This window comes from Streptomyces sp. GSL17-111, from assembly GCF_037911585.1.
Lineage (GTDB): Bacteria > Actinomycetota > Actinomycetes > Streptomycetales > Streptomycetaceae > Streptomyces.
On the sequence record NZ_JBAJNS010000001.1, the window covers coordinates 151,811 to 170,048 of the forward strand.

Annotated in this window: 16 protein-coding genes and 1 pseudogene; 11 read left to right on the plus strand and 6 right to left on the minus strand. The window is 74.6% G+C overall.

Going from position 1 to position 18,238, the window contains the following annotated elements; translation table 11 throughout:
* Entirely contained in the window at positions 1-1,440 is a 1,440-nt protein-coding gene (locus tag V6D49_RS00765) for a fumarylacetoacetate hydrolase family protein (protein ID WP_340556165.1), read from the minus strand.
* Between the two features lie 234 nt (positions 1,441-1,674).
* Between V6D49_RS00765 and V6D49_RS00770 the strand changes: the two genes are divergently transcribed.
* The 7 genes from V6D49_RS00770 to V6D49_RS00800 all read left to right on the plus strand — a co-directional run bounded on the left by V6D49_RS00770 (position 1,675) and on the right by V6D49_RS00800 (position 8,895).
* Positions 1,675-2,415 (plus strand): alpha/beta fold hydrolase, encoded by a 741-nt coding sequence (locus V6D49_RS00770; RefSeq protein ID WP_340556167.1) that lies wholly within the window; start codon positions 1,675-1,677, stop codon positions 2,413-2,415.
* Between the two features lie 61 nt (positions 2,416-2,476).
* The gene (locus tag V6D49_RS00775; protein WP_340556168.1) at positions 2,477-3,151 is read left to right on the plus strand and encodes a GntR family transcriptional regulator; all 675 of its coding nucleotides are present in this window, start codon (positions 2,477-2,479) and stop codon (positions 3,149-3,151) included.
* A 111-nt stretch (positions 3,152-3,262) separates the two neighbouring features.
* On the plus strand, positions 3,263-4,384 hold the full coding sequence (locus V6D49_RS00780; RefSeq protein ID WP_340556170.1) for a phosphotriesterase family protein: 1,122 nt from the start codon (positions 3,263-3,265) through the stop codon (positions 4,382-4,384).
* Positions 4,381-5,451 (plus strand): phosphotriesterase family protein, encoded by a 1,071-nt coding sequence (locus V6D49_RS00785; protein WP_340556172.1) that lies wholly within the window; start codon positions 4,381-4,383, stop codon positions 5,449-5,451. Before V6D49_RS00780 ends, V6D49_RS00785 begins: the two co-directional genes overlap by 4 nt.
* 63 nt (positions 5,452-5,514) lie before the next feature.
* Positions 5,515-6,492 carry an alpha/beta hydrolase gene (locus V6D49_RS00790; RefSeq protein WP_340556174.1) on the plus strand — a complete coding sequence of 326 codons (978 nt, stop codon included), beginning with the start codon at positions 5,515-5,517 and terminating at the stop codon, positions 6,490-6,492.
* A gap of 108 nt (positions 6,493-6,600) precedes the next feature.
* Positions 6,601-8,310, plus strand: coding sequence for an amidohydrolase (locus tag V6D49_RS00795; RefSeq protein ID WP_340556175.1), 1,710 nt, complete (start codon positions 6,601-6,603; stop codon positions 8,308-8,310).
* Between the two features lie 120 nt (positions 8,311-8,430).
* A complete protein-coding gene (locus V6D49_RS00800) occupies positions 8,431-8,895 on the plus strand; it encodes a Rieske (2Fe-2S) protein (protein ID WP_340556176.1) in 465 nt (154 codons plus the stop codon).
* Between the two features lie 61 nt (positions 8,896-8,956).
* On the opposite strand, the gene V6D49_RS00805 is transcribed toward V6D49_RS00800, so the two are convergent.
* Positions 8,957-10,297: an aminotransferase class I/II-fold pyridoxal phosphate-dependent enzyme gene (locus V6D49_RS00805; protein WP_340556178.1), complete on the minus strand. Its 1,341-nt coding sequence runs from the start codon at positions 10,295-10,297 to the stop codon at positions 8,957-8,959.
* 37 nt (positions 10,298-10,334) lie between these two features.
* On the opposite strand from V6D49_RS00805, the gene V6D49_RS00810 reads away from it, so the two are divergent.
* Positions 10,335-11,006 (plus strand): pyridoxamine 5'-phosphate oxidase family protein, encoded by a 672-nt coding sequence (locus tag V6D49_RS00810; protein WP_340556180.1) that lies wholly within the window; start codon positions 10,335-10,337, stop codon positions 11,004-11,006.
* Here V6D49_RS00810 and V6D49_RS00815 read toward each other — a convergent pair.
* Both V6D49_RS00815 and V6D49_RS00820 read right to left on the minus strand, forming a co-directional pair.
* Positions 11,001-11,945, minus strand: a pseudogene (locus V6D49_RS00815) (DMT family transporter); the annotation flags it as partial. The gene V6D49_RS00810 and the pseudogene V6D49_RS00815 sit on opposite strands and share 6 nt — an antisense overlap.
* 154 nt (positions 11,946-12,099) lie before the next feature.
* The gene (locus tag V6D49_RS00820) at positions 12,100-13,107 is read right to left on the minus strand and encodes an EamA family transporter (RefSeq protein ID WP_340556181.1); all 1,008 of its coding nucleotides are present in this window, start codon (positions 13,105-13,107) and stop codon (positions 12,100-12,102) included.
* Between the two features lie 188 nt (positions 13,108-13,295).
* Between V6D49_RS00820 and V6D49_RS00825 the strand changes: the two genes are divergently transcribed.
* Positions 13,296-14,117, plus strand: a complete 822-nt coding sequence (locus V6D49_RS00825; RefSeq protein ID WP_340556182.1) for a PhzF family phenazine biosynthesis protein — start codon at positions 13,296-13,298, stop codon at positions 14,115-14,117.
* 59 nt (positions 14,118-14,176) lie between these two features.
* Here V6D49_RS00825 and V6D49_RS00830 read toward each other — a convergent pair whose 3' ends face one another.
* Both V6D49_RS00830 and V6D49_RS00835 read right to left on the minus strand, forming a co-directional pair.
* A complete protein-coding gene (locus V6D49_RS00830) occupies positions 14,177-14,977 on the minus strand; it encodes a CPBP family intramembrane glutamic endopeptidase (RefSeq protein ID WP_340563581.1) in 801 nt (266 codons plus the stop codon).
* A 122-nt stretch (positions 14,978-15,099) separates the two neighbouring features.
* Positions 15,100-16,596 (minus strand): glutamate--cysteine ligase, encoded by a 1,497-nt coding sequence (locus V6D49_RS00835; protein ID WP_340563583.1) that lies wholly within the window; start codon positions 16,594-16,596, stop codon positions 15,100-15,102.
* 471 nt (positions 16,597-17,067) lie between these two features.
* Here V6D49_RS00835 and V6D49_RS00840 point away from each other — a divergent pair, with 471 nt between their 5' ends.
* Positions 17,068-17,649 carry a hypothetical protein gene (locus V6D49_RS00840; protein WP_340556184.1) on the plus strand — a complete coding sequence of 194 codons (582 nt, stop codon included), beginning with the start codon at positions 17,068-17,070 and terminating at the stop codon, positions 17,647-17,649.
* Positions 17,650-17,987: 338 nt separating this feature from the next.
* A complete protein-coding gene (locus tag V6D49_RS00845; protein WP_191211240.1) occupies positions 17,988-18,194 on the plus strand; it encodes a DUF5999 family protein in 207 nt (68 codons plus the stop codon).
* Positions 18,195-18,238: the final 44 nt, after the last annotated feature.

The window sequence follows — 18,238 nt, forward strand, 5'->3', positions numbered from 1 at the left end:
TCAGGACTGGGTGCTCAGCCACTGCTGGTAGGCGTCCCGCCAGGCGGGGCCGAGCGGGTAGAGGCCCTCGATCGGTTCGCCCGCCGACACGCGGTCGGCGATGAACCGCTCCTGCCGTTCCTGTTCGAGACTGTCGGCGACGAGCTCGGTGGCCAGGTCCGGGGGCACGACGACGACGCCGTCCGCGTCGCCGACGAGGATGTCGCCGGGCTGGACGAGGGCGCCGCCGCAGGCGATGGGGACGCCGGTGTCCCAGGGCACGTGCCGGCGTCCGAGGACGGCGGGGTGTTCGGCGGCGTAGTACGTCGGCAGGCCCAGGGCGGCGACCGCCGCGCTGTCCCGGAGGGCGCCGTCGGTGACGACGCCGGCCGCGCCCCGCACCTTCGCCCGCAGGGCCAGGATGTCGCCGATGGTGCCGGCCGTGGGGTCGCGACGGGCGTCCATGACGAGTACCTGGCCCGGCCGCAGCTCCTCGACGGCCCGCTTCTGCGCGTTCATGCCGCCCCCGAACCTCTCGAAGAGGTCCTCCCGCAACGGCAGGTAGCGCAGAGTGTGGGCGGTACCGACGAGCTTGGCACCGGGGTCGGTGGGGCGCACGCCGTCGATCGTCATGTGCAGGAGGCCGCGCTTGCGCAGCTGGGAGCTGAGGGTGGCGGTGGCCAGAGCGCGCAGGGCCCGGGCGAGGTCCTCGTCCAGGGCGGGTCCGTCGTCCACCGGCGGCGTGCCCCAGGCGTCGGCGCGCAGGGCGGCGTCGACGCGGGGCATGGCGCCCCAGGACGCGAGGTCGTGCTCCGCCTCCGTGACGGGGTTGCGCAGCCGGCCGCTGGAGTCGCCGTGGTCCAGGGTGCCGACCTCCACCTGCACGACGTCGCCGGGCGAGACCACCGAGGCGCCTGCGGGCGTTCCGGTGAGGATGACGTCCCCCGGTTCGAGCGTGACCAGCCGGGAGAGGTCGGCGATCAGGTCCCCGAAGGGGAAGAGCAGGTTCGAGGTGTCGGCGTCCTGGACCAGTTCACCGTTGACCCAGGTGCGCAGCCGCAGCGCGGCCGGGTCGAGCCGGGCGGCGTCGAGCAGCCGGGGGCCGATCGGGGTGAAGCCGTCGGCACCCTTGGAGCGCAGGTTGGAGCCGCGGTCGGCGTACCGCAGGTCGTACGCGCCCGCGTCGTTGGCGGCGGTCACCCAGGCCACGTGCTCCCAGCCCCGCTCCGGCGCGACCCGGTGCGCACGACGGCCGACGACCAGGGCGATCTCGCCCTCGAAGGCCATGAGCTCGCAGCCACGCGGGCGGGTGAGGACGTCACCGGTGCCGGCGAGGGAGGAGGGGGGCTTGAGGAAGTAGGACGGCTGCTCGGGGACGCGGCCGCGCTCCTTGGCCCGGCACGGGTAGTTGAGGTGAACGGCGATGATCTTCGACGGCTGGGTTCCCAGCGGATGCGGCATGGGGTTCTCCCTGGGCGTGAGCGGCCTCGGGCGCGGGACGGCGGGGCGGGCGACACGTGCCCGGGGCACGGTCGGAACCCGGGGGCGGCGGGAGCCGGCCCTGACCGGAACGGGGCCGGAAGGACACCGGCCGAATAATCGTATACGATATCACGCATGATCTGAGGGTGAGGCGTCCGCATGGCGCGGATCACACCTCGCCCACGAACATCGCTCTGAAGGGTGCGTGATCCGATGCCCAGCCGTACCGGTCTGCATGTCCGTACGTTCATCCCCACCGAGGAGGCCGAAGCGCCCCCCGTGCTCCTGGTGCACGGCTTCGGCTCCGACGGCCGCCGCGACTGGGTCGACACCGGCATCGCCGAGGCCCTGGCCGGGACCGGACGCGTGGTGCTCGTGCCCGACCTGCCCGGCCACGGGGAGAGCCCGGCCCCCTCGACGCCCGGCGAGGCCGGGGCCGAGGCCCTGGCCGCCGCCCTGGTCGCCCTGGTGGACGAAGCCGGGGCGGAGACCTTCGACGCCGTGGGGTACTCGCTGGGGGCCCGGCTCGTCTGGGAGCTGCCGCAGGCCGCCCCCGGCCGGGTGGGGCGGACCGTCCTCGGCGGGTTGAGCCCGGCGGAGCCGTTCGAGGCCGTGGACGTGCCGGCCCTGCGCCGGGCGGTGGCCGAGGGGACCGAGCCCGCCGACCGGTTCACGGCGGCGATCGCCGGCATGGTCCGGGTCCACGGGGACCGGGCCGCGGGACTCGCCCGCTGCGTCGAGGGCCTGCGGGCCACCCCCTTCGCCCCGCACTCCTGGACGGGGGCGACACCGCCGGTGCTCGTCGTCGGGGAGGATGACGTCATGACGCGCGGGATCGAGCGGGTCGCCGGCCTCGTGGACGGTGCGGAGCTGCGGACCGTCCCGGGCGATCACCACGGGGCCCTCGCCGGTGCGGCGTTCCGCCGTACCGTCCTGGACGTCCTTGCAGGATGAGCGCACGAGTACACCGCCGGGGCCGCGCAGCGGCCTCCCGGCCCGGGTTTGGGGAACACCGATGAACGCCACGGAGAAACCGGTCCGCACCACGGGGTCGAAGGCGGAGGTCAGCTACGAGCTGCTGCGCTCGCGCATCCTCGACGGGACGTACGGGCCGGGCTACCGGCTCGTCCTCAGCCAGCTCGCGCGGGAGACCGGGGTCAGCACGATCCCCCTGCGCGAGGCGCTGCGCAGGCTCCAGTCCGACGGGCTGGTCGAGGTCGTCCGCAACATCGGCGCCCGGGTGGCCGTCTTCGACGCCGCGCAGGTGGAGCACTCGCTCCAGGTCCTGGCCCGGCTGGAGGGGTACGCGACGGCGATCTCCGCGCCCCGCATGACGGCGCCGCACATCGAGCGGTCGCGGGAGATCAACGCCCGGATGACCCGGGCACTGGAGGACTTCGACCCCGCGTCCTTCACCGCGCTCAACCGGGAGTTCCACTTCTCGCTCTACGCGCACTGCCCGGACGAGCACCTGGTCGTCCTGCTGGAGGCGGAGTGGGCGCGTCTGGACCACATGCGCCGCTCGACCTTCAGCCATGTGCCCGGCCGGGCCCGCCGATCGGTCGCCGAGCACGAGCGGATGCTGGAGCTGATCGCGGCGGGTGCGCCGGCGGAGGAGATCGAACGGGTCGCCTGTGCGCACAAGGTGGCGACCGCCGAGGCGCTGCGCCGGGCGAAGACGGAGCCCTGACGGCGCCGGGCCACCACCGGCGCTCCGCACGGCGGTCGGGGCGTTCGGTGGTGGCTCGCTCACGGAAGTAATCGTATACGATGAGATATCTCATCTGCTATCGTGACGGCCATGTCCACCACCGACCCCACGGCGCCCGACCCGGCGCCCGACGCCGAGGCCCTGGCGGCCGCACGGACGTCCGGAGGCACGGTCGTCACCGTCACCGGCGAGATCCGGGCGGACGCGCTCGGTGCGGTCCTCCCGCACGAACACCTGCTGAGTGACGTCGCGCCACGCGGCGACACCGCGGCCGCCTGGGCGGCGGTGGGGCACGCGCGCCCGACGGCCGCCAGCCGGGTCCGTCTCTACCGGGCGCCGCTGACGATGGACCTGCTCGGCGAGGTCGGCACAGGCGCGCCCAACCGGGACAACTGGCTGCTCGACGACGAGGACCTCGCCGCCGCCGAGGCCACGGCGTTCCGGGACGCGGGCGGGGCGACGCTGGTGGACGCCACGCAGCCCGGCCTCGGCCGCCGTCCGGCCGGGCTGCGCCGCATCGCACGGGCCACCGGCCTGCACGTCGTCATGGGGGCCGCTCCCCGCGACGCCGCGCGGAGCGCGGAACAGGCCCCCGAACGCCTCACCGAGGAGATCGTCCGCGACCTCACCGAGGGGGTGGACGGCGTGCGGGCGGGCATCATCGGCGAGATCGGGGCTCTCGATCCGACGATGCCCGCCGCGCACGCCGTCCTGGTCGCGGCGGCCCGCGCGGCGGCGGCCACCGGGGCCGCGATCTCCCTGCGCCGCTCCGAGGACGCCGCGACGCAGCAGCGGGTGCTCGACGTGCTCGCCGAGGAGGGCGCCGACCTCTCGCGCGTCGCCGTCGGGCACTGCGACGGGCTCGCGCCCCGCCCGGACGACCTCGAACCGCTCCTCGCGCGCGGTGTGTTCGTCCGGTTCGACCAGCTCGGCCGGCTGCCCACGGTCCTCAGCACCTGGGACGACCAGGACGTCGCCGCCGCCGTGCTGGAACTCGCCCGCCGGGGCCACGCGGGGCGCGTCCTGCTGTCGCAGGGCGTCAGCTCCAAGGCCCAGCTCCTGGCCTACGGCGGGGGCGGTTACGGCTTCGTCCTGCGGCAGTTCGTCCCCTACCTGAGGATGCTCGGGGCCGACGACGCCCTCGTGGCGGCCGTCACCGTGCACAACCCCGGCCGCCTGCTGACTCTCGCCGACCGGAGGGCCCCCTCGTGAGCCGCTACCCCTTCGAGATCCCGAACCTCGCCGGCCAGGCCCTCACGGTCGCCGGCCCCGTCGACCCGGCGGCGCTCGGCGCCACCCTCATGCACGAGCACCTCTTCGTGGACCTGCGGCGGCCACCGGGCTTCCACCGTCCCGGCGAGGACTCCCCCGAGGCCGCGGAGCCGCTCACCGTGGGCACCCTGGCGCGCACCCGCCACGGGCACCCGAACGCCGACAACGACGTGCTGGGCGACTTCGACGAGATGCTCGCCGAGGTGCTCGCCTTCGCGCACAGCGGCGGCGGCACCGTGGTCGAGGTCTCCCCCATCGGACTGGGCCGCGACCCCGAGGCGCTGCTGCGGCTCTCCCGGGCGAGCGGGCTCCACATCGTCATGGGCGGTGGCTGGTACACGCCGCCCTTCCACCCCGCGGACATGGACGCGCGCGGCGTCGACGACCTCGCCGACGTCATCATGCGCGACGTCGTCCTCGGCGCCGACGGCACCGGCATCCGGTCGGGCGTGATCGGCGAGGTCGGCGCGGAGACGGTGCCGCTGACCGCGAGCGAGCTCAAGAGCGTGCGGGCGAGCGGACGCGCGAGCGCGGTGACCGGCGCCCCGGTCACCTTCCACGTCGGCGGCGTGGGCGAGGACAAGCTCCGCGTGCTCGACATCCTCGCCGAGGAGGGCGTCCCGCCGTCGAACGTCGTACTCGGCCACGCCATGGAGGTCCTCGCCGACCCGTCGTTCGGCCGTCGCGTCCTCGCACGCGGCGTCTTCGTCGAGCTCGACTTCCTGGCCTCCCCCGGCAGCCCCTGGGGGCACCTCGTGCTCACCAGCGACCACAAGGTCGCCCGGGGCGTGGCGGAGCTGGTCGAGCAGGGGTACGCCGACCAGATCGTGCTCGGCCACGACGTGTGCCAGAAGATCCAGCTCAAGAAGTACGGCGGCCAGGGATACGACTACATCCCCCGGCACTTCCTGCCCGCGCTGCGCCGCCTCGGAGTGAGCGAGGAGGCCGTCCGCGCGATCATGGTCGACAACCCCGCCCGCGCGCTCGCCTTCGCCGCGCCGCGCTGACCCCGGCCGGCGCTGACCCCGGCCCGCTCTCTCCCCGCGTCCGACCGTCCCCGGAGGAACCCCGTGCGCGTCACCCCCGCTCCCTTCGACCCCGCACTCGCCGCGATCCTCGACGCGATGACGCGGGGCGAGGAGGCCGACCCGCCGCCCGCGACGGTCGAAGCGGTCCGCGCCGCCGCGGCCGGCTTCCCCCAGCCGCCCGTCGCCGAGGTCATCGGCGCGCGGGCCGTCGACGCGGAGGAGCGCACCGTCCCCGGACCTGACGGCGCCCCCGACCTCGCCGTCACCGTGCTGCGGCCACGGCACCGCAAGGCGCCGGTGCCCGGGCTGTTCAACATCCACGGCGGGGGCATGATCAGCGGGACCCGGCACCAGGACACGCCGCGTCTGGTGGACCTGGTGGCGGAGTTGGGCGTGGTGGCCGTCGGCGTGGAGTACCGCCTGGCCCCCGAGCATCCCGACCCGGCACCGGTGGAGGACTGCTACGCCGGTCTGGAGTGGATGGCGCGGCACGCCGCCGAACTCGGTGTGGACCACCGCCGCGTCGTCGTCATGGGGGGCAGCGCCGGAGGTGGCCTCGCGGCCGGGGTCGCCCTCATGGCACGGGATCGCGGCGGACCGCACCTGGCCGGGCAGCTGCTGCTGTGCCCCATGCTCGACGACTCCAACACCACCGTGTCGAGCCACCAGTACGACGGCAGCGGCACCTGGCGGCGGGAGATGAACCTGCTCGGCTGGCGCGCGCTGCTCGGCGAGCGGGCCGGTGATCCGACGGCCGAGGTGTCGCCCTACGCCGCCCCCGCCCGGGCCCGCGACCTCTCCGGCCTCCCCCCGGCGTTCATCGAGGCCGGCAGCGCGGAGCTCTTCCGCGACGAGGACGTGGCCTACGCCTCGCGCCTGTGGGCCACGGGCGGACAGGCAGAACTGCACATCTGGCAGGGCGCCTTCCACGGCTTCGACGTCTTCGCCCCGGACCACGACCTCACCCGGGCGGCCCTGGCCACCCGCCTCTCGTGGCTCCGCCGCGTGCTCGGTCTCTGACCGGCCCCGGTGCTCCGGGCGCGGGCCGTACGCCTCCCCGCCCCGTCGTGCCGTGCGCGTTCACCCCGCTCGCCCGTTCAACCGTTCAACCACCCAGGAGGGTCATCGATGCCGGAGACAGCGGACCTCATTCTGACCGGCGGCGACGTGCTGACCGTCGACGACGCGTTCTCCGTCGCCGAGGCCCTCGCCGTCCGGGACGGCCGGATCCTCGCCGTCGGAACGAACGAGCAGGTCACAGCGCTCGCCGGAGCGGACACCCAGGTCATCGACCTGGCCGGGCGGACCGTGCTGCCGGGGATCAACGACTCGCACCTGCACGGCGCCGCCTGGGCCCTGACCCGGCCGCCGTTCGCGCTGGACATCGGCCACCCGGCCGTGGAGTCGATCGCCGACATCGCCGACGCGGTACGGCGGGCCACCGACCGGACCCCACCGGGGCAGTGGATCACCGGTCTCGGCTGGGACGTCGGCTACCTGCGGGAGTGCCGCGCCGAGCCCGGCCGCCGCCCGCACCGGCGCGACCTGGACGACGTCTCCCCCGACCACCCGGTGTGCCTGACCGACTTCTCCGGTCACATGGTCTGGGCCAACTCCGCGGCTCTGCGCCGCGCCGGGGTCACGCGCGGGACGCCGGCTCCGGAGGGCGGCGTGATCGAGGTCGACGACGCCGGGGAGCCCACCGGCATCCTCAAGGAGACGGCGCAGGCGCTCGTCCAGAAACTGGTGCCGCCCGCGAGCGTCGAGCAGCGCAAGGAGGCGATCCGGACGGCCGTCGCGGCGCTGCACGCCGAGGGCATCACCAGCTACACCGAGCCGGGGCTCGGCCCCGGCGGGGCCGAGATCCTCGGCGGGGGCCTCGACACCGCGACGCTGCACGCCTACGTCGAGCTGGCCCGCGCGGGCGAACTCGCCGCACGCGTGCGGGTCCTGCTCCTGCCCGCGCCCATGGGCGGCTCGGCGGCCGAGGTGACGGCCGGGCTCGAAGGGCTCGCCGTCCCCGACGACGTCGACCCCCGGCGGCTGGCCGCGATCGGCGTCAAGGTGTTCGCCGACGGCGTGCCCCCGAACGAGACCGCCTGGATGCACGACCCGTACACGGACGGGGCCAACGGCTCGCTGTGCGTACACGGGGCCGACGCCGGCCTGCAGCAGGCCGAGTTGACGGAGATGATCAGGGTCGCCCACGCGGCGGGGTACCAGCTGGGCGTCCACGTCACCGGCGACCGTGCGATCGACGCCGTGGTCGACGCGTTCGTCGCCGCCGACCGGGCACACCCCCGGGCGGACGCCCGCCACTACGTCATTCACGGCGACTTCGCCTCCCCGATGAGCCTCGCCCGGCTGGCCGCCCACGGGTACGGCATCAACATGAACCCGGCCATCAAGTGGACCATCGCGGACCTGATGGACGACATCGTCGGCAGCGAACGGTCGGACTACCAGTGGCCGGTGCGGTCCGCGGCGGAGGCCGGGATCGCCGTCTGCGTCGGCTCCGACGCCCCCATCACGGCGCCCGACTGGCGTCGGGGGGTGGCCGCCATGATGCTGCGCGAGTCCAAGGCCACGGGCCGGGTGAGCGGAGCGGACCAGCGCGTCTCCCTGGAGACGGCGCTCCGGGCCTACACCTCCCACCCCGCCCGGCAGGACTTCGCCGAGGAGTGGAAGGGCACCATCGAGCCGGGCAAGGTCGCCGACCTGTGCGTCCTCGGTGGCGATCTGCGCGCCACCGACCCGCACGACATCCCGGAGCTGCCCATCGACCTGACGTTCCTCGACGGACGCGTCGTCCACGCGCGGCGGGATCTCGCGGGCTGATCCACTCCTCGGCCGAGCGGTCGCTCCGTGGGCCGGGAAGAAGTCCGGCCCACGGTGAACGCGCCGCGTCCCGGGTGCGTACCCCTCGGCACAGGTTGGCCCGTCAGAGGAAGGTTCACGATGAGGACACCAGAGACCAGCCGGCGCGCCGTGCTCGCGGCGGCCGGAGCCGCCGGGTTCACCACCGTGCTCGTCGCCTGCGGCGGGACCGACTCCGCCGAGCCGGACACCGGGGGGACGCGGGGCGGCTCCCCCGAGGAGGGGTCGACGGGTTCCGCGCCGGAGGGGGGCGGGGGCGGCGAGGAGCTGGCGAAGACGTCCGACATCCCCGAGGGCGGCGGACGGGTCTTCGCCGACCAGAAGGTCGTCGTGGCCCAGCCGGTGGCCGGCGAGTTCACGGCGTACTCCGCGGTGTGCACCCACCAGAACTGCCTCGTGAAGGAGGTGGCGGACGGGACGATCAACTGCGTCTGCCACGGCAGCCGCTTCGCCGTCGAGGACGGCGCGGTGGTCGACGGACCGGCCCAGCGCCCGCTGCCTCCGGCGGAGATCACCGTCTCGGGGGACACCATCCTGCTCGGCTGACGCCGGCGGGTCGTCCACGGCACCGCGTGCGGGGCCACGGCCGGCCGTGGCCCCGCACAGGTCAGCCGTAGCGGCGGGCCTGCGGCGGGCGCAGCGCGGCGGCCACGTCCTCGGCGAGGCCCGGCAGTTCCCCGACGTCCAGTGTGGAGAGCGTCAGCCGGACGCCGGGGGGCGTCGCCAGCCGGAACCGGGCACCCGGCGCGACCGCCCAGCCCGACCGCAGGAGCCCGGCCACCGCCGAGGTCTCGTCGGGCACCGGCACCCACACGTTCATCCCCGACCGCCCGTGGGCGGCCACGCCGTGGCGCGCGAGCTCGGCCAGCAGTCCCGCACGCCGCCGGGTGTAGGAGCGGGCGACGGCGGCGGTGTCCACCGCGCCCTCGCGCCAGAGGTGGGTAACCGCGTCCTGGAGCAGCAGGCTGACCCAGCCGGGGCCCAGCGCCTGCCGGCCGCGCACCCGGTCGAGCGTCAGCTCGTCCCCGGTGAGCACGGCGAGCCGAAGGTCGGGACCGTGGGCCTTCGCTGCGGAGCGCAGGACAGCCCACCGCGTCGTCGCGCCGGCGAGCGTGTGCGGGGGCAGGTCGACGAACCCGTGGCCGTGGTCGTCCTCGATCAGCAGCGTGCCGGGCCGGGCCCCGAGCACCGCGCGCAGGTCGCCCGCGCGTTCGGCACCGACGGCCGCTCCGGTGGGGTTCTGCGCGCGGGAGGTGACGAGCAGGGCGCGAGCGCCCCGCTCCAGCGCCCGTTCCACCTCACCGGGCAGCGGCCCGTCGTCGTCCACCCGCACGGGGAGCACGCGCAGACCGAGGGCGGGCACGAGGTCCAGCGCGCTGCCCCAGCCCGGATCCTCGACGGCGACGGCGTCGCCCGGCCGCAGATGTGCGGCCAGCACCCGCTCGATGGCGTCGAGCGATCCGGAGGTGACGGCCACGGGCCCGTCGGGCACCGCGTCGGCGTCGAAGGCCACCCGGGCGAGGGCCGCCAGTTCGGCGCTGACCGCCGGAGCACCGTAGAGCGTGGGGCGCCGGGTGTAGCGGACGGCCGCCTCCGCCAGCGCCGCCTCCAGGGACGGCAGCAGCGCGGTGTCCGGGTTCCCGTCCGCCAGGTCGCGCGTACCCTCCGGCGCCGCCACGCGCAGCGCCTCCCGTGGCGTGCTCGCGGGGCGGGCGCGGACGCGGGTGCCCCGCCGCCCGGCCGTCTCCACGACCCCGCGCTCCCGCAGGGTGCGGTAGGCGGCGGCGACCGTGTTGGGGTTGACGCCCAGGTGGGCGGCGAGATCGCGCAGGGCGGGCAGCGCCCGGCCCGGGGGCAGGGCTCCGCTGCTCACTCCCCGCTCGACGCTGTCGGCGATCTCGGTCGCACGCCGCCCGGTGATTCGATAGTCTCCTAGCACAAAACCCATTATGCACTAGTGCAATGACCCAGGGGAGCACCTCACGATGTCCACCGCCACCGGTTCCTACGATCCGACGCCCCACACCGTCCCCACCCGCAGCAGGGAACGCGCCTCCTACGACCGCGAGCTGGTGCACTCGATCCTCGACTCCGCATACCTGTGCCACCTCGGCTTCGTGCGCGACGGACGGCCGGTGGTGCTGCCGACCCTGTACGCGCGGATCGGGGAACGGCTCTACGTGCACGGCTCCAGCGGCTCCCGCCCGCTGCGGGAGGCCGGTACGGCCCCCGGCCTCCCGGTGTGCGTGACGGTCACCCACCTCGACGCGCTGGTGCTGGCCCGCTCGGCCTTCCACCACTCGGTCAACTACCGCTCGGTGGTCGTCCACGGCACCGCGACGCCGGTGACCGCCCCCGAGGAGAAGGCCGCCGTGCTGGACGCCCTGGTGGACCACGTGATCCCCGGCCGCTCGGCCGACTCCCGGCGCGCCGACGCCCGGGAACTGGCCGCGACCGCCGTCCTGGCGCTGGAACTGGAGGAGGTCTCCGCCAAGGTCAGGACGGGCGGCCCGGCCGACGATCCCGAGGACCTGTCACTCCCGCACTGGAGCGGTCTGGTGCCCGTCCGCGTCGTCCACGGCGATCCGGTGCCGGCCGACGACCTCAGGCCCGGCACGGCCACCCCGGACTACCTCACGGCCGGCTCCGGGACGTGACGCCCCGCGGGACTCGGCGAGCACCAGGGCCGTCACCGCGGCCAGCAGCACCGCCGTCCCGGTGACCGTGGCCGCGCTCAGGTGCTCACCGAGCAGCGTGACGGCGATGAGCGCGGCGGTGACCGGCTCGATCAGGGCGATGACCGAGGCGGTCGCCGCCCGGACCACGGCCAGCCCCGCGAAGTACAGCGCGTAGGCGAGCGCCGTCGGCACGGCCGCCACGTAGACCATCAGCAGCACCGAGCGGGTCAGGTCCGCTCCCTGCGGCCACAGCCCCTCGGCGGCGGCGAGGGGGAGCAGCAGCGCCGCGCCGACGGCGAACGCCGAGAGCGTGGTGCCGAGCGGGTCGGCGGCCTGTCCGTCCCGGCCGCGCCGCCGGATGTAGAGGGTCATCGCGGAGTAGCCCAGCGCGGACAGCAGGGCGTAGGCGACGCCTCGGGGCACCACGGTCCCCGATCCCTCCCCGCCGAGTACGAGGATGCCGAGACCGGCGAGTGCGCCCGCCACCGCGAGCGCGCCGCCACGGCCGAGCCGTTCGCCCATCAGCAGCCGTCCGCCCAGGGCGATGAGCACCGGCCCGGCGCCGAGGGTCACCACGGTGCCCACCGCGAGCCCGGTGGTCTCGACGGCGGCGAAGTAGGCGGTCTGGAAGACGGTCAGGCCGAGCCCGGTGGCCAGGACGCGGGTGAACCGCCGCCGGGCGGACTCGGCGACGGGCGCGGTCACGACGCGCGCGGGCCGCCGCACGGCGCGTACGGCGGCGAGCAGCGCGAGGCCCCCGGCCGTGCGCCAGAAGGTGAGGGCCACCGGGCCCAACCCGCTGCTGTCGAAGAGGAGGGCCGCCGCCGCCCCGGCCGTGCCCCAGGCGACGGCGGAGACGATGACGAAGAGAAGGCCGCGCCCGACGGGCAGGGCGGCGGAAGCGGTTCGAGGATTCATGTGCCGAGTGCTCCACGACGAGTCGAAGAAGAGGTTCGTCCCGTGTGCGGGCAGCCGGGGCCCACGCGGCGCCCCCAGGGGCCCGCGTGCGTCGTTCGGCCCGCCCGCCTCAGGCGGCGGGCGGGGAGAGCACGCTCATCGGCATGGGAGCACCTTAGGGAAGCCGGACGTCCTCGGGCAATCGCGCGTCCCCGCCCCCGCCCCGGGCGACGGGTTCCGCGGGCGCGGCGGCGGGTGTCGCACGCTGCGCCGTCAGCGCGCCGGCGAGCACCAGCGCGCCGCCGAGGAGTTGCACGGCGGCCAGCCGCTCGCCGAGCAGGAACCAGGCCAGGCCCGTCGCCACGACGGCCTCCAGGCAGGCGACCACGCCGGCCACCTGGGGAGAGAGCCTGCGCACCGCGACGATGCCGGTGAGGTAGGCGGCCACGGTGGCGACCAGCACGACCCACGCCAGCAGCACCACGGCCGGCATTTCCGCCCCGCCCATGAGCGCCGTCCGCGTGAGCACGCGCCCGTCCATCGTCCAGGGGCGGGCGACGACCGTGAGCACGACGGCGCCGACGAGGAGGCCGTAGGCGATGACGCCCACGGGGTCGGGCACCCTGCGGCCGTCGACCGGGGTGCCGCCGTGGTCGGACAGGATGAAGTAGCCCACCTGACAGCACGCGGCACCCAGCGCCAGCAGCAGCCCCAGTGCGTCGAGCCGCAGACCGGCCCAGATCTGCACCACGCAGGCCAGCCCGGCCACGGCCAGGACGACGCCCAGACCCGCCGCGCGGCTCACCGGCCGCCGCTGGACGAACCGCACCCAGGCCAGCACGAGCGCGGGCCCCAGGTACTCGATCAGCAGCGCGACGCCGACGGGGATGCGGGCGATGGCGGCGAAATAGCAGGCCTGCACCCCCGCGACGGCCAGCAGGCCGAACCCGGCGAGGAGCGCCGGGCGTTCGCGCACCAGGGCGCGGTGCCGCCACGCCAGCGGCAGCAGCACCAGCGCCGCGCCGGTCACCCGGAGCCAGGTGACATGCAGGGGGTCGAGCCCGGCCTCGATCAGGGGTTTCGCCGCCACCCCGGAGCCGCCGAACGCGAACGCGGAGACCAGGGCGAGGCCGATGCCGCCGCCGGCGCGGCGGGGAACGGCGGATGTGGGGGCTTCCGGCATGCCGACATCATGCCCACGGCCAACATGAGTGTCGAGCGAAGTCGCTCCTGTCTCGCAGTGTGGCCACGCCGCGCCCGGCCGCCCCGTCCGCCCGCACGCGCCTGCGTCGGCACCCCTTCTCCACGGCGGTCCACCGCAGCCGAGGTGGCCATGGACCGGTCCGCGCGGAGCGCCGTAGCGTCCGCCGCATGGAGATCCGCATCGTCGACGCCTTCACCGAGCGTCCGTTCGCCGGCAACCCCGCCGCCGTCATGCTCTTCGACGGCGCGTCCTTCCCTGAGGACGCGGCCCTCCAGCGCATCGCGACGGAGATGAACCTGTCCGAGACGGCCTTCGCCCACCCGCTGCCCGGGGGCGGCGAGGCGGACTGGGCGCTGCGTTGGTTCACCCCCGCCGCCGAGGTCCGCATGTGCGGCCACGCCACGCTGGCCACGGCACACGTCCTGCACACCACACGTCCGGCCACCGGGGACGTGCGGTTCGCCACGCTGAGCGGGGTGCTCGGTGCGAGCGTCGCCGAGGACGGGGGCGTCACCCTGGACTTCCCCACCGCCCCACTCACGGCGGCGCAGCTGCCCCTGGGCGCCGCCGCGGCGCTGGGCGTCGAACCGCTCAGCGTGCACGAGACCGGGCCGGACGTGGGCGACTTCCTGGTGGAGGTCGCCGACGAGTCCACCGTGCGCACCCTCGACCCGGACGTCGCGGTCCTCGGTCGGTTCGGTGCACGCGGGTTCATCGTCACCGCCCGGGCGGGCGACCCGGAGGCGGAGCACGACTTCGTCTCGCGGTGCTTCTTCCCCTCGGTGGGCATCGCGGAGGACCCGGTCACCGGCAGCGCGCACACCGCGCTGGCCCCCTTCTGGAGCGCCCGGCTGGGCCGCGAGCGCCTCACCGGACGGCAGGGCGGCCGGCGCACCGGCTTGGTGCGCACGACGCTGCGCGGGGACCGGACGCTGCTGGCCGGACACGCCGTCACCGTGCTGGAGGGCCGGCTGCGCGTCGGCGTGTGACGGGCTCCGACGCGGTGTGCGCGCGTCACGACCGGGCTGGGCCTCTCTCCGACCACGGCTCAGCCGGTGGGCAGCCAGCCGACCTTGTCCGCGAGGAGGGCGTAGCCCACGAACGCGACGATGTCGATGAAGGCGTGCGCCGCGACGAGCGGACCGACGCGGCCCCAACGGCGGTAGAGCCAGACGAAGATCACGCCCATCACCAGGTTGCCGACGAAGCCGCCGATGCCCTGGTAGAGGTGGTAGGTGGCGCGCAGCAGGGAGCTGGCGGCGAGAGCGCCCAGCGGGCTCCATCCGAGCTGGTCGAGTCGTCGGAGCAGGTAGCCGACGACGATGACCTCCTCGACGACGGAGTTCTGCACGGCGGAGAGGACCAGGACGGGCAGCTTCCACCACACGTCGGGCAGCGATTCGGGCACCACCGTGAGGTTGGCTCCGGCCGCGCGGGCGCCGAGGTAGAGCAGCAGGCCGCTGCCGCCGATCCCGGCCGCGACGAGAGCGCCCCGGCCGAGGTCGAAGCCGAGCCGACGCGGGTCGAAGCCGAGCAGGCGCAGCCCGCCGTCGGCGGACCCGGTGGACCGGGCGGGCTCGCGCGTCAGCAGGTGGGCCACGAGGAGGACGGGCACCAGCGCGGTGGTGATCCCGAACAGCTGCCAGGCCAGGTCCAGCCAGGGCCGGTCGGGGGCCCGGGAGCTGTTCAGGTTCGCCGCCTGGTCGGCCAGTCCGCCCGGCCGGGTCAGGGAGCCGGTGAAGCTGATGAGCGCCGCCAGGGCGCTGGCCCCCAGGGAGAGGGCCAGGACGAGCAGCGTCTCGCGTCCGAGCAGGGCCCGGTCACGTTCGCCTGGCAGGGCGGGCGTCACGCTGGACGCCGTCGGTCCGGCCGCCCACGACCTCACGTGATGGCTCCCCTCGGGCATGCGTCGGCTGGAGGACCAGCTTGCCCTACCCGCCCCGCGGACGGACGTGCGGGTGCCGCGCGCCGTCAGCCGTGCGTCGGCCAGGTGTGCACCGGCTCCCCGGCGCCGACGAGCTCTACGTACCGCCGCGCCACCGCCGCGAGCGCCTTCTCCCGGTCGAGCCCGCCGTCCCTGGCCCGGTGGTAGGCGGCGACCTGCCAAGCCGCGCCGTTGGTACGGCGGCGGCAGCGCTCCTCGATGACGCCCAGGTAGAAGTCGCGGTCGGCCGGCTCGATCCCCCAGGCGTCCAGGCCGGTCGCGGCCAGCGGCAGCAGCTCGTCGAGCACGAGGCGGTGCGCGGGCACGGCGGCCGGTGAGCCGCTCCGGCCGGGCCGTGGCCAGGTCAGCCGGGCGTCGATGCCGTGCCGGGCCGCGGCACGGAAGTTCTCCTCGGCCGCCGCGAACGGCAGCCGCTTCCACACCGGGCGCTGTTCGTCGGCCAGGGCGCGCACCAGGCCGTAGTACAGGGCGGTGTTGGCGAGCACGTCGGTGACACTGGGCCCGGCGGGCAGGACGCGGTTCTCCACCCGCAGGTGCGGGACGCCGTCGGAGACGTCGTAGACGGGGCGGTTCCAGCGGTAGACGGTGCCGTTGTGCAGCGCCAGCTCGGCGAGGGTGGGGATGCCGCCCTGCTCGATGACGTGCAGGGGGTCCTCCTCGTCCCGCAGGGGCAGCAGGGCAGGGAAGTACCGGAGGTTCTCCGCGAAGAGGTCGCGGGGCGAATCGATCCAGCGCTCGCCGAACCAGGCGCGGGGGCGGACGCCCTGGGCGGCGTACTCGGCCGGACGCGCGTCGGTGGCCTGGAGGAAGAGCGGCACACGGGACTCGCGCCACAGCTCCCGACCGAAGAGGAAGGGGGAGTTCGCTCCCACGGCGAGCTGCACCCCCAGCACGGCCTGCGCGGCGTTCCAGACGTCGGCGAAGCGGCTCGGAGTGACCTGCAGGTGGAGCTGGACGGAGGTACAGGCGGCGGCGGGCGCGATGGAGGCGGAGGTGTAGGAAAGCCGTTCCGGGCCGTCGATGTCGAGAAGGATCTCCTCACCGCGCGCCGCCATGATCTGATCGTTGAGAAGGGTGTAGCGGTCGGCGCTGGAGAAGTTGGCGGAGATGAGATCGGCGGGAGTGAGGGTGGGCAGAATACCGATCATCAGAACCCGCCCGTCGGCCTCACGGGCTTTGCGGTCGGCGTATGCGAGCCCGGTGCGCAGTTCTTCGGCCAACTGGTCCAGTACGCGGCCGCCGAGGCGGTGCGGAAGGATATTGACTTCGAGGTTGAACTGACCCAGCTCGGTCTGGAAATCGCGGCTCGCGATGCGCCCGAGAACCTCCTCGTTTATCATCCGTGGCATTCCCTCGGCGTCGGCGAGGTTCAGCTCGATCTCCAGCCCCATCAGGTTGCGGGGGCGCTCGAACCGCTGCTGCTCCAGCAGCAGGTCCAGCGCACGGAGGCAGCGGTGGAGCTTCTCCCGGTAGCGCCGGCGGTCCGCGAGATCGAACCCGTCGGCAGCGACCTTCTCCCCCACGATGTGTCCCTCCTCGATCGGCAGTGCCTCGATGATGCCCCGCGGCACGATCGACAACTCCTGCGGGGTACCCGTGAGGCTCACCCGGCCGGTGTTTTCTCTCGGCACATTCCGCAGGCATACGGTAGCCTGATGCTGTTTCCCACCCTGCGTGACGGCAAACACAGACGGTTTCCGGCCGTCCCCTCGGCACACGGTCGTCGAGGCCATCGAACACGGCGCCGTGTTCCAGCAGGTGGAGTACTCGCGTTTTCCGGCGGGATTTCTCCTTGTGCGGCACACCCGAAACGAGTAGCGGAAACGCCTCGGGAACAAATGTCGTATAAACTCCGGCTTGAGGCCGTGACGTGACGCCTCTCGGTTCCGGTCACCCTTCTCCCGCCCGCTTCGGGCGTGCCTCGGGTCTGCCGTCAGCGTCGTCCGTGCTTCGCCGCGCATCCTCCTGTCTCCCCAAGTGAGAGGCGACCCGCCATGCCCCTGCATGCTCACCAGGCTCCCCCAGCCGCCCTGCGCAGCGTTCTCGCCGCGCTGGGTTCGTCCACCGCGCCCCTGCGCGGCACCCCCGCGGCCGAGGCGCACGGCGGGCTGCGGCCCGAACAGCCGCTGCCCGTGTACGTCCTGACCGGCATCACCGGTCCCGGCGGACCGCCCAGCCCCCGGCTGACCGGCTGGCGTTTCCTCCTCCGCGGCGACGACACGGCCGTCGGCACGGCCGAGGCGATGCTCACGGCGGACGGCTGGGGCTTCTCCCACTTCGGCGAAGGCCCCTACGTCCGCTCGACGGAGGTCGCCCTGCGGCACGCGGACGCGCTTCCGGCACCGTACCGGCCCCGGCTGCTGTCCGTACCGGAGCTGTACATGCTCACGCTGTGGCTGCACGGCGACCCGGCGGTGGACGCCACGGACGGCACTCTCTCCCCGGAGGACCTGCTGGTCCCGCTGGCGCCGGCGCCTCCGGGCATCGCACCGCACCTCCCGCACCGGGTGGACGCGCTGCTGCCCCTGCTGACGCACCGCCTGGTGCCCGCACCGCTGCTGCACACCCCGGCGTAGTACGCGGCCGCTCCGGCATCGGCCGGGCTTCTCGCGCGACACCTGTGCCCCGCGACCCTGACCGTCGCGGGGCACAGGTGTGCGCACGGCCACCGCGCGGGACTAGTCACAACCGGCCATGCCACCGCACGCGAGGATGACCCGAAGCGGTGACAACCGCCCGGACGGGGGACGCGTCATCCCCTCGTGAGGGCGGCTCCCGGGAAATCCCTGCGGAACGGCCGTCGTAGGACGACACTGGGGACCACCAGCACCAACGGGGGAGCGGCCTGATGACCACGAAGAGCAGCCGCAGCACGCAGATCACACCGCAGCGAGAGAGCCGAGAGTCCACCGCCATGTGTCAGCACCAGCCACCCTGCCCGTCCGCCGACTCCGCCGACCGGGAGGCCGCCCACCCGGTGGCCCACCATCCCGAGCAGGGCTGGAGCCTCCTGTGCAACGGAGTCCTGCTGTTCGACGACACCGGCGAGTTGCTGCCGGACGGCAAGATCGTCGCGCCCCACCGGCCGTCGGGCACGCGCCACGTGACCACCGCGGCCTGAGCCCTGCCGGGGCCGAGGAGAGCGACGAGGGCCGCCGGCCCGGA

What these genes read in the sequence shown, in the direction of transcription:
- V6D49_RS00765 (WP_340556165.1), bottom strand. Translation starts at nt 1,440, where the DNA reads ATGCCGCATCCGCTGGGAACCCAGCCGTCGAAGATCATCGCCGTTCAC.
- V6D49_RS00770 (WP_340556167.1), top strand. Translation starts at nt 1,675, where the DNA reads ATGCCCAGCCGTACCGGTCTGCATGTCCGTACGTTCATCCCCACCGAG.
- V6D49_RS00775 (WP_340556168.1), top strand. Translation starts at nt 2,477, where the DNA reads ATGAACGCCACGGAGAAACCGGTCCGCACCACGGGGTCGAAGGCGGAG.
- V6D49_RS00780 (WP_340556170.1), top strand. Translation starts at nt 3,263, where the DNA reads ATGTCCACCACCGACCCCACGGCGCCCGACCCGGCGCCCGACGCCGAG.
- V6D49_RS00795 (WP_340556175.1), top strand. Translation starts at nt 6,601, where the DNA reads ATGCCGGAGACAGCGGACCTCATTCTGACCGGCGGCGACGTGCTGACC.
- V6D49_RS00800 (WP_340556176.1), top strand. Translation starts at nt 8,431, where the DNA reads ATGAGGACACCAGAGACCAGCCGGCGCGCCGTGCTCGCGGCGGCCGGA.
- V6D49_RS00805 (WP_340556178.1), bottom strand. Translation starts at nt 10,297, where the DNA reads ATGGGTTTTGTGCTAGGAGACTATCGAATCACCGGGCGGCGTGCGACC.
- V6D49_RS00810 (WP_340556180.1), top strand. Translation starts at nt 10,335, where the DNA reads ATGTCCACCGCCACCGGTTCCTACGATCCGACGCCCCACACCGTCCCC.
- V6D49_RS00820 (WP_340556181.1), bottom strand. Translation starts at nt 13,107, where the DNA reads ATGCCGGAAGCCCCCACATCCGCCGTTCCCCGCCGCGCCGGCGGCGGC.
- V6D49_RS00825 (WP_340556182.1), top strand. Translation starts at nt 13,296, where the DNA reads ATGGAGATCCGCATCGTCGACGCCTTCACCGAGCGTCCGTTCGCCGGC.
- V6D49_RS00840 (WP_340556184.1), top strand. Translation starts at nt 17,068, where the DNA reads ATGCCCCTGCATGCTCACCAGGCTCCCCCAGCCGCCCTGCGCAGCGTT.
- V6D49_RS00845 (WP_191211240.1), top strand. Translation starts at nt 17,988, where the DNA reads ATGTGTCAGCACCAGCCACCCTGCCCGTCCGCCGACTCCGCCGACCGG.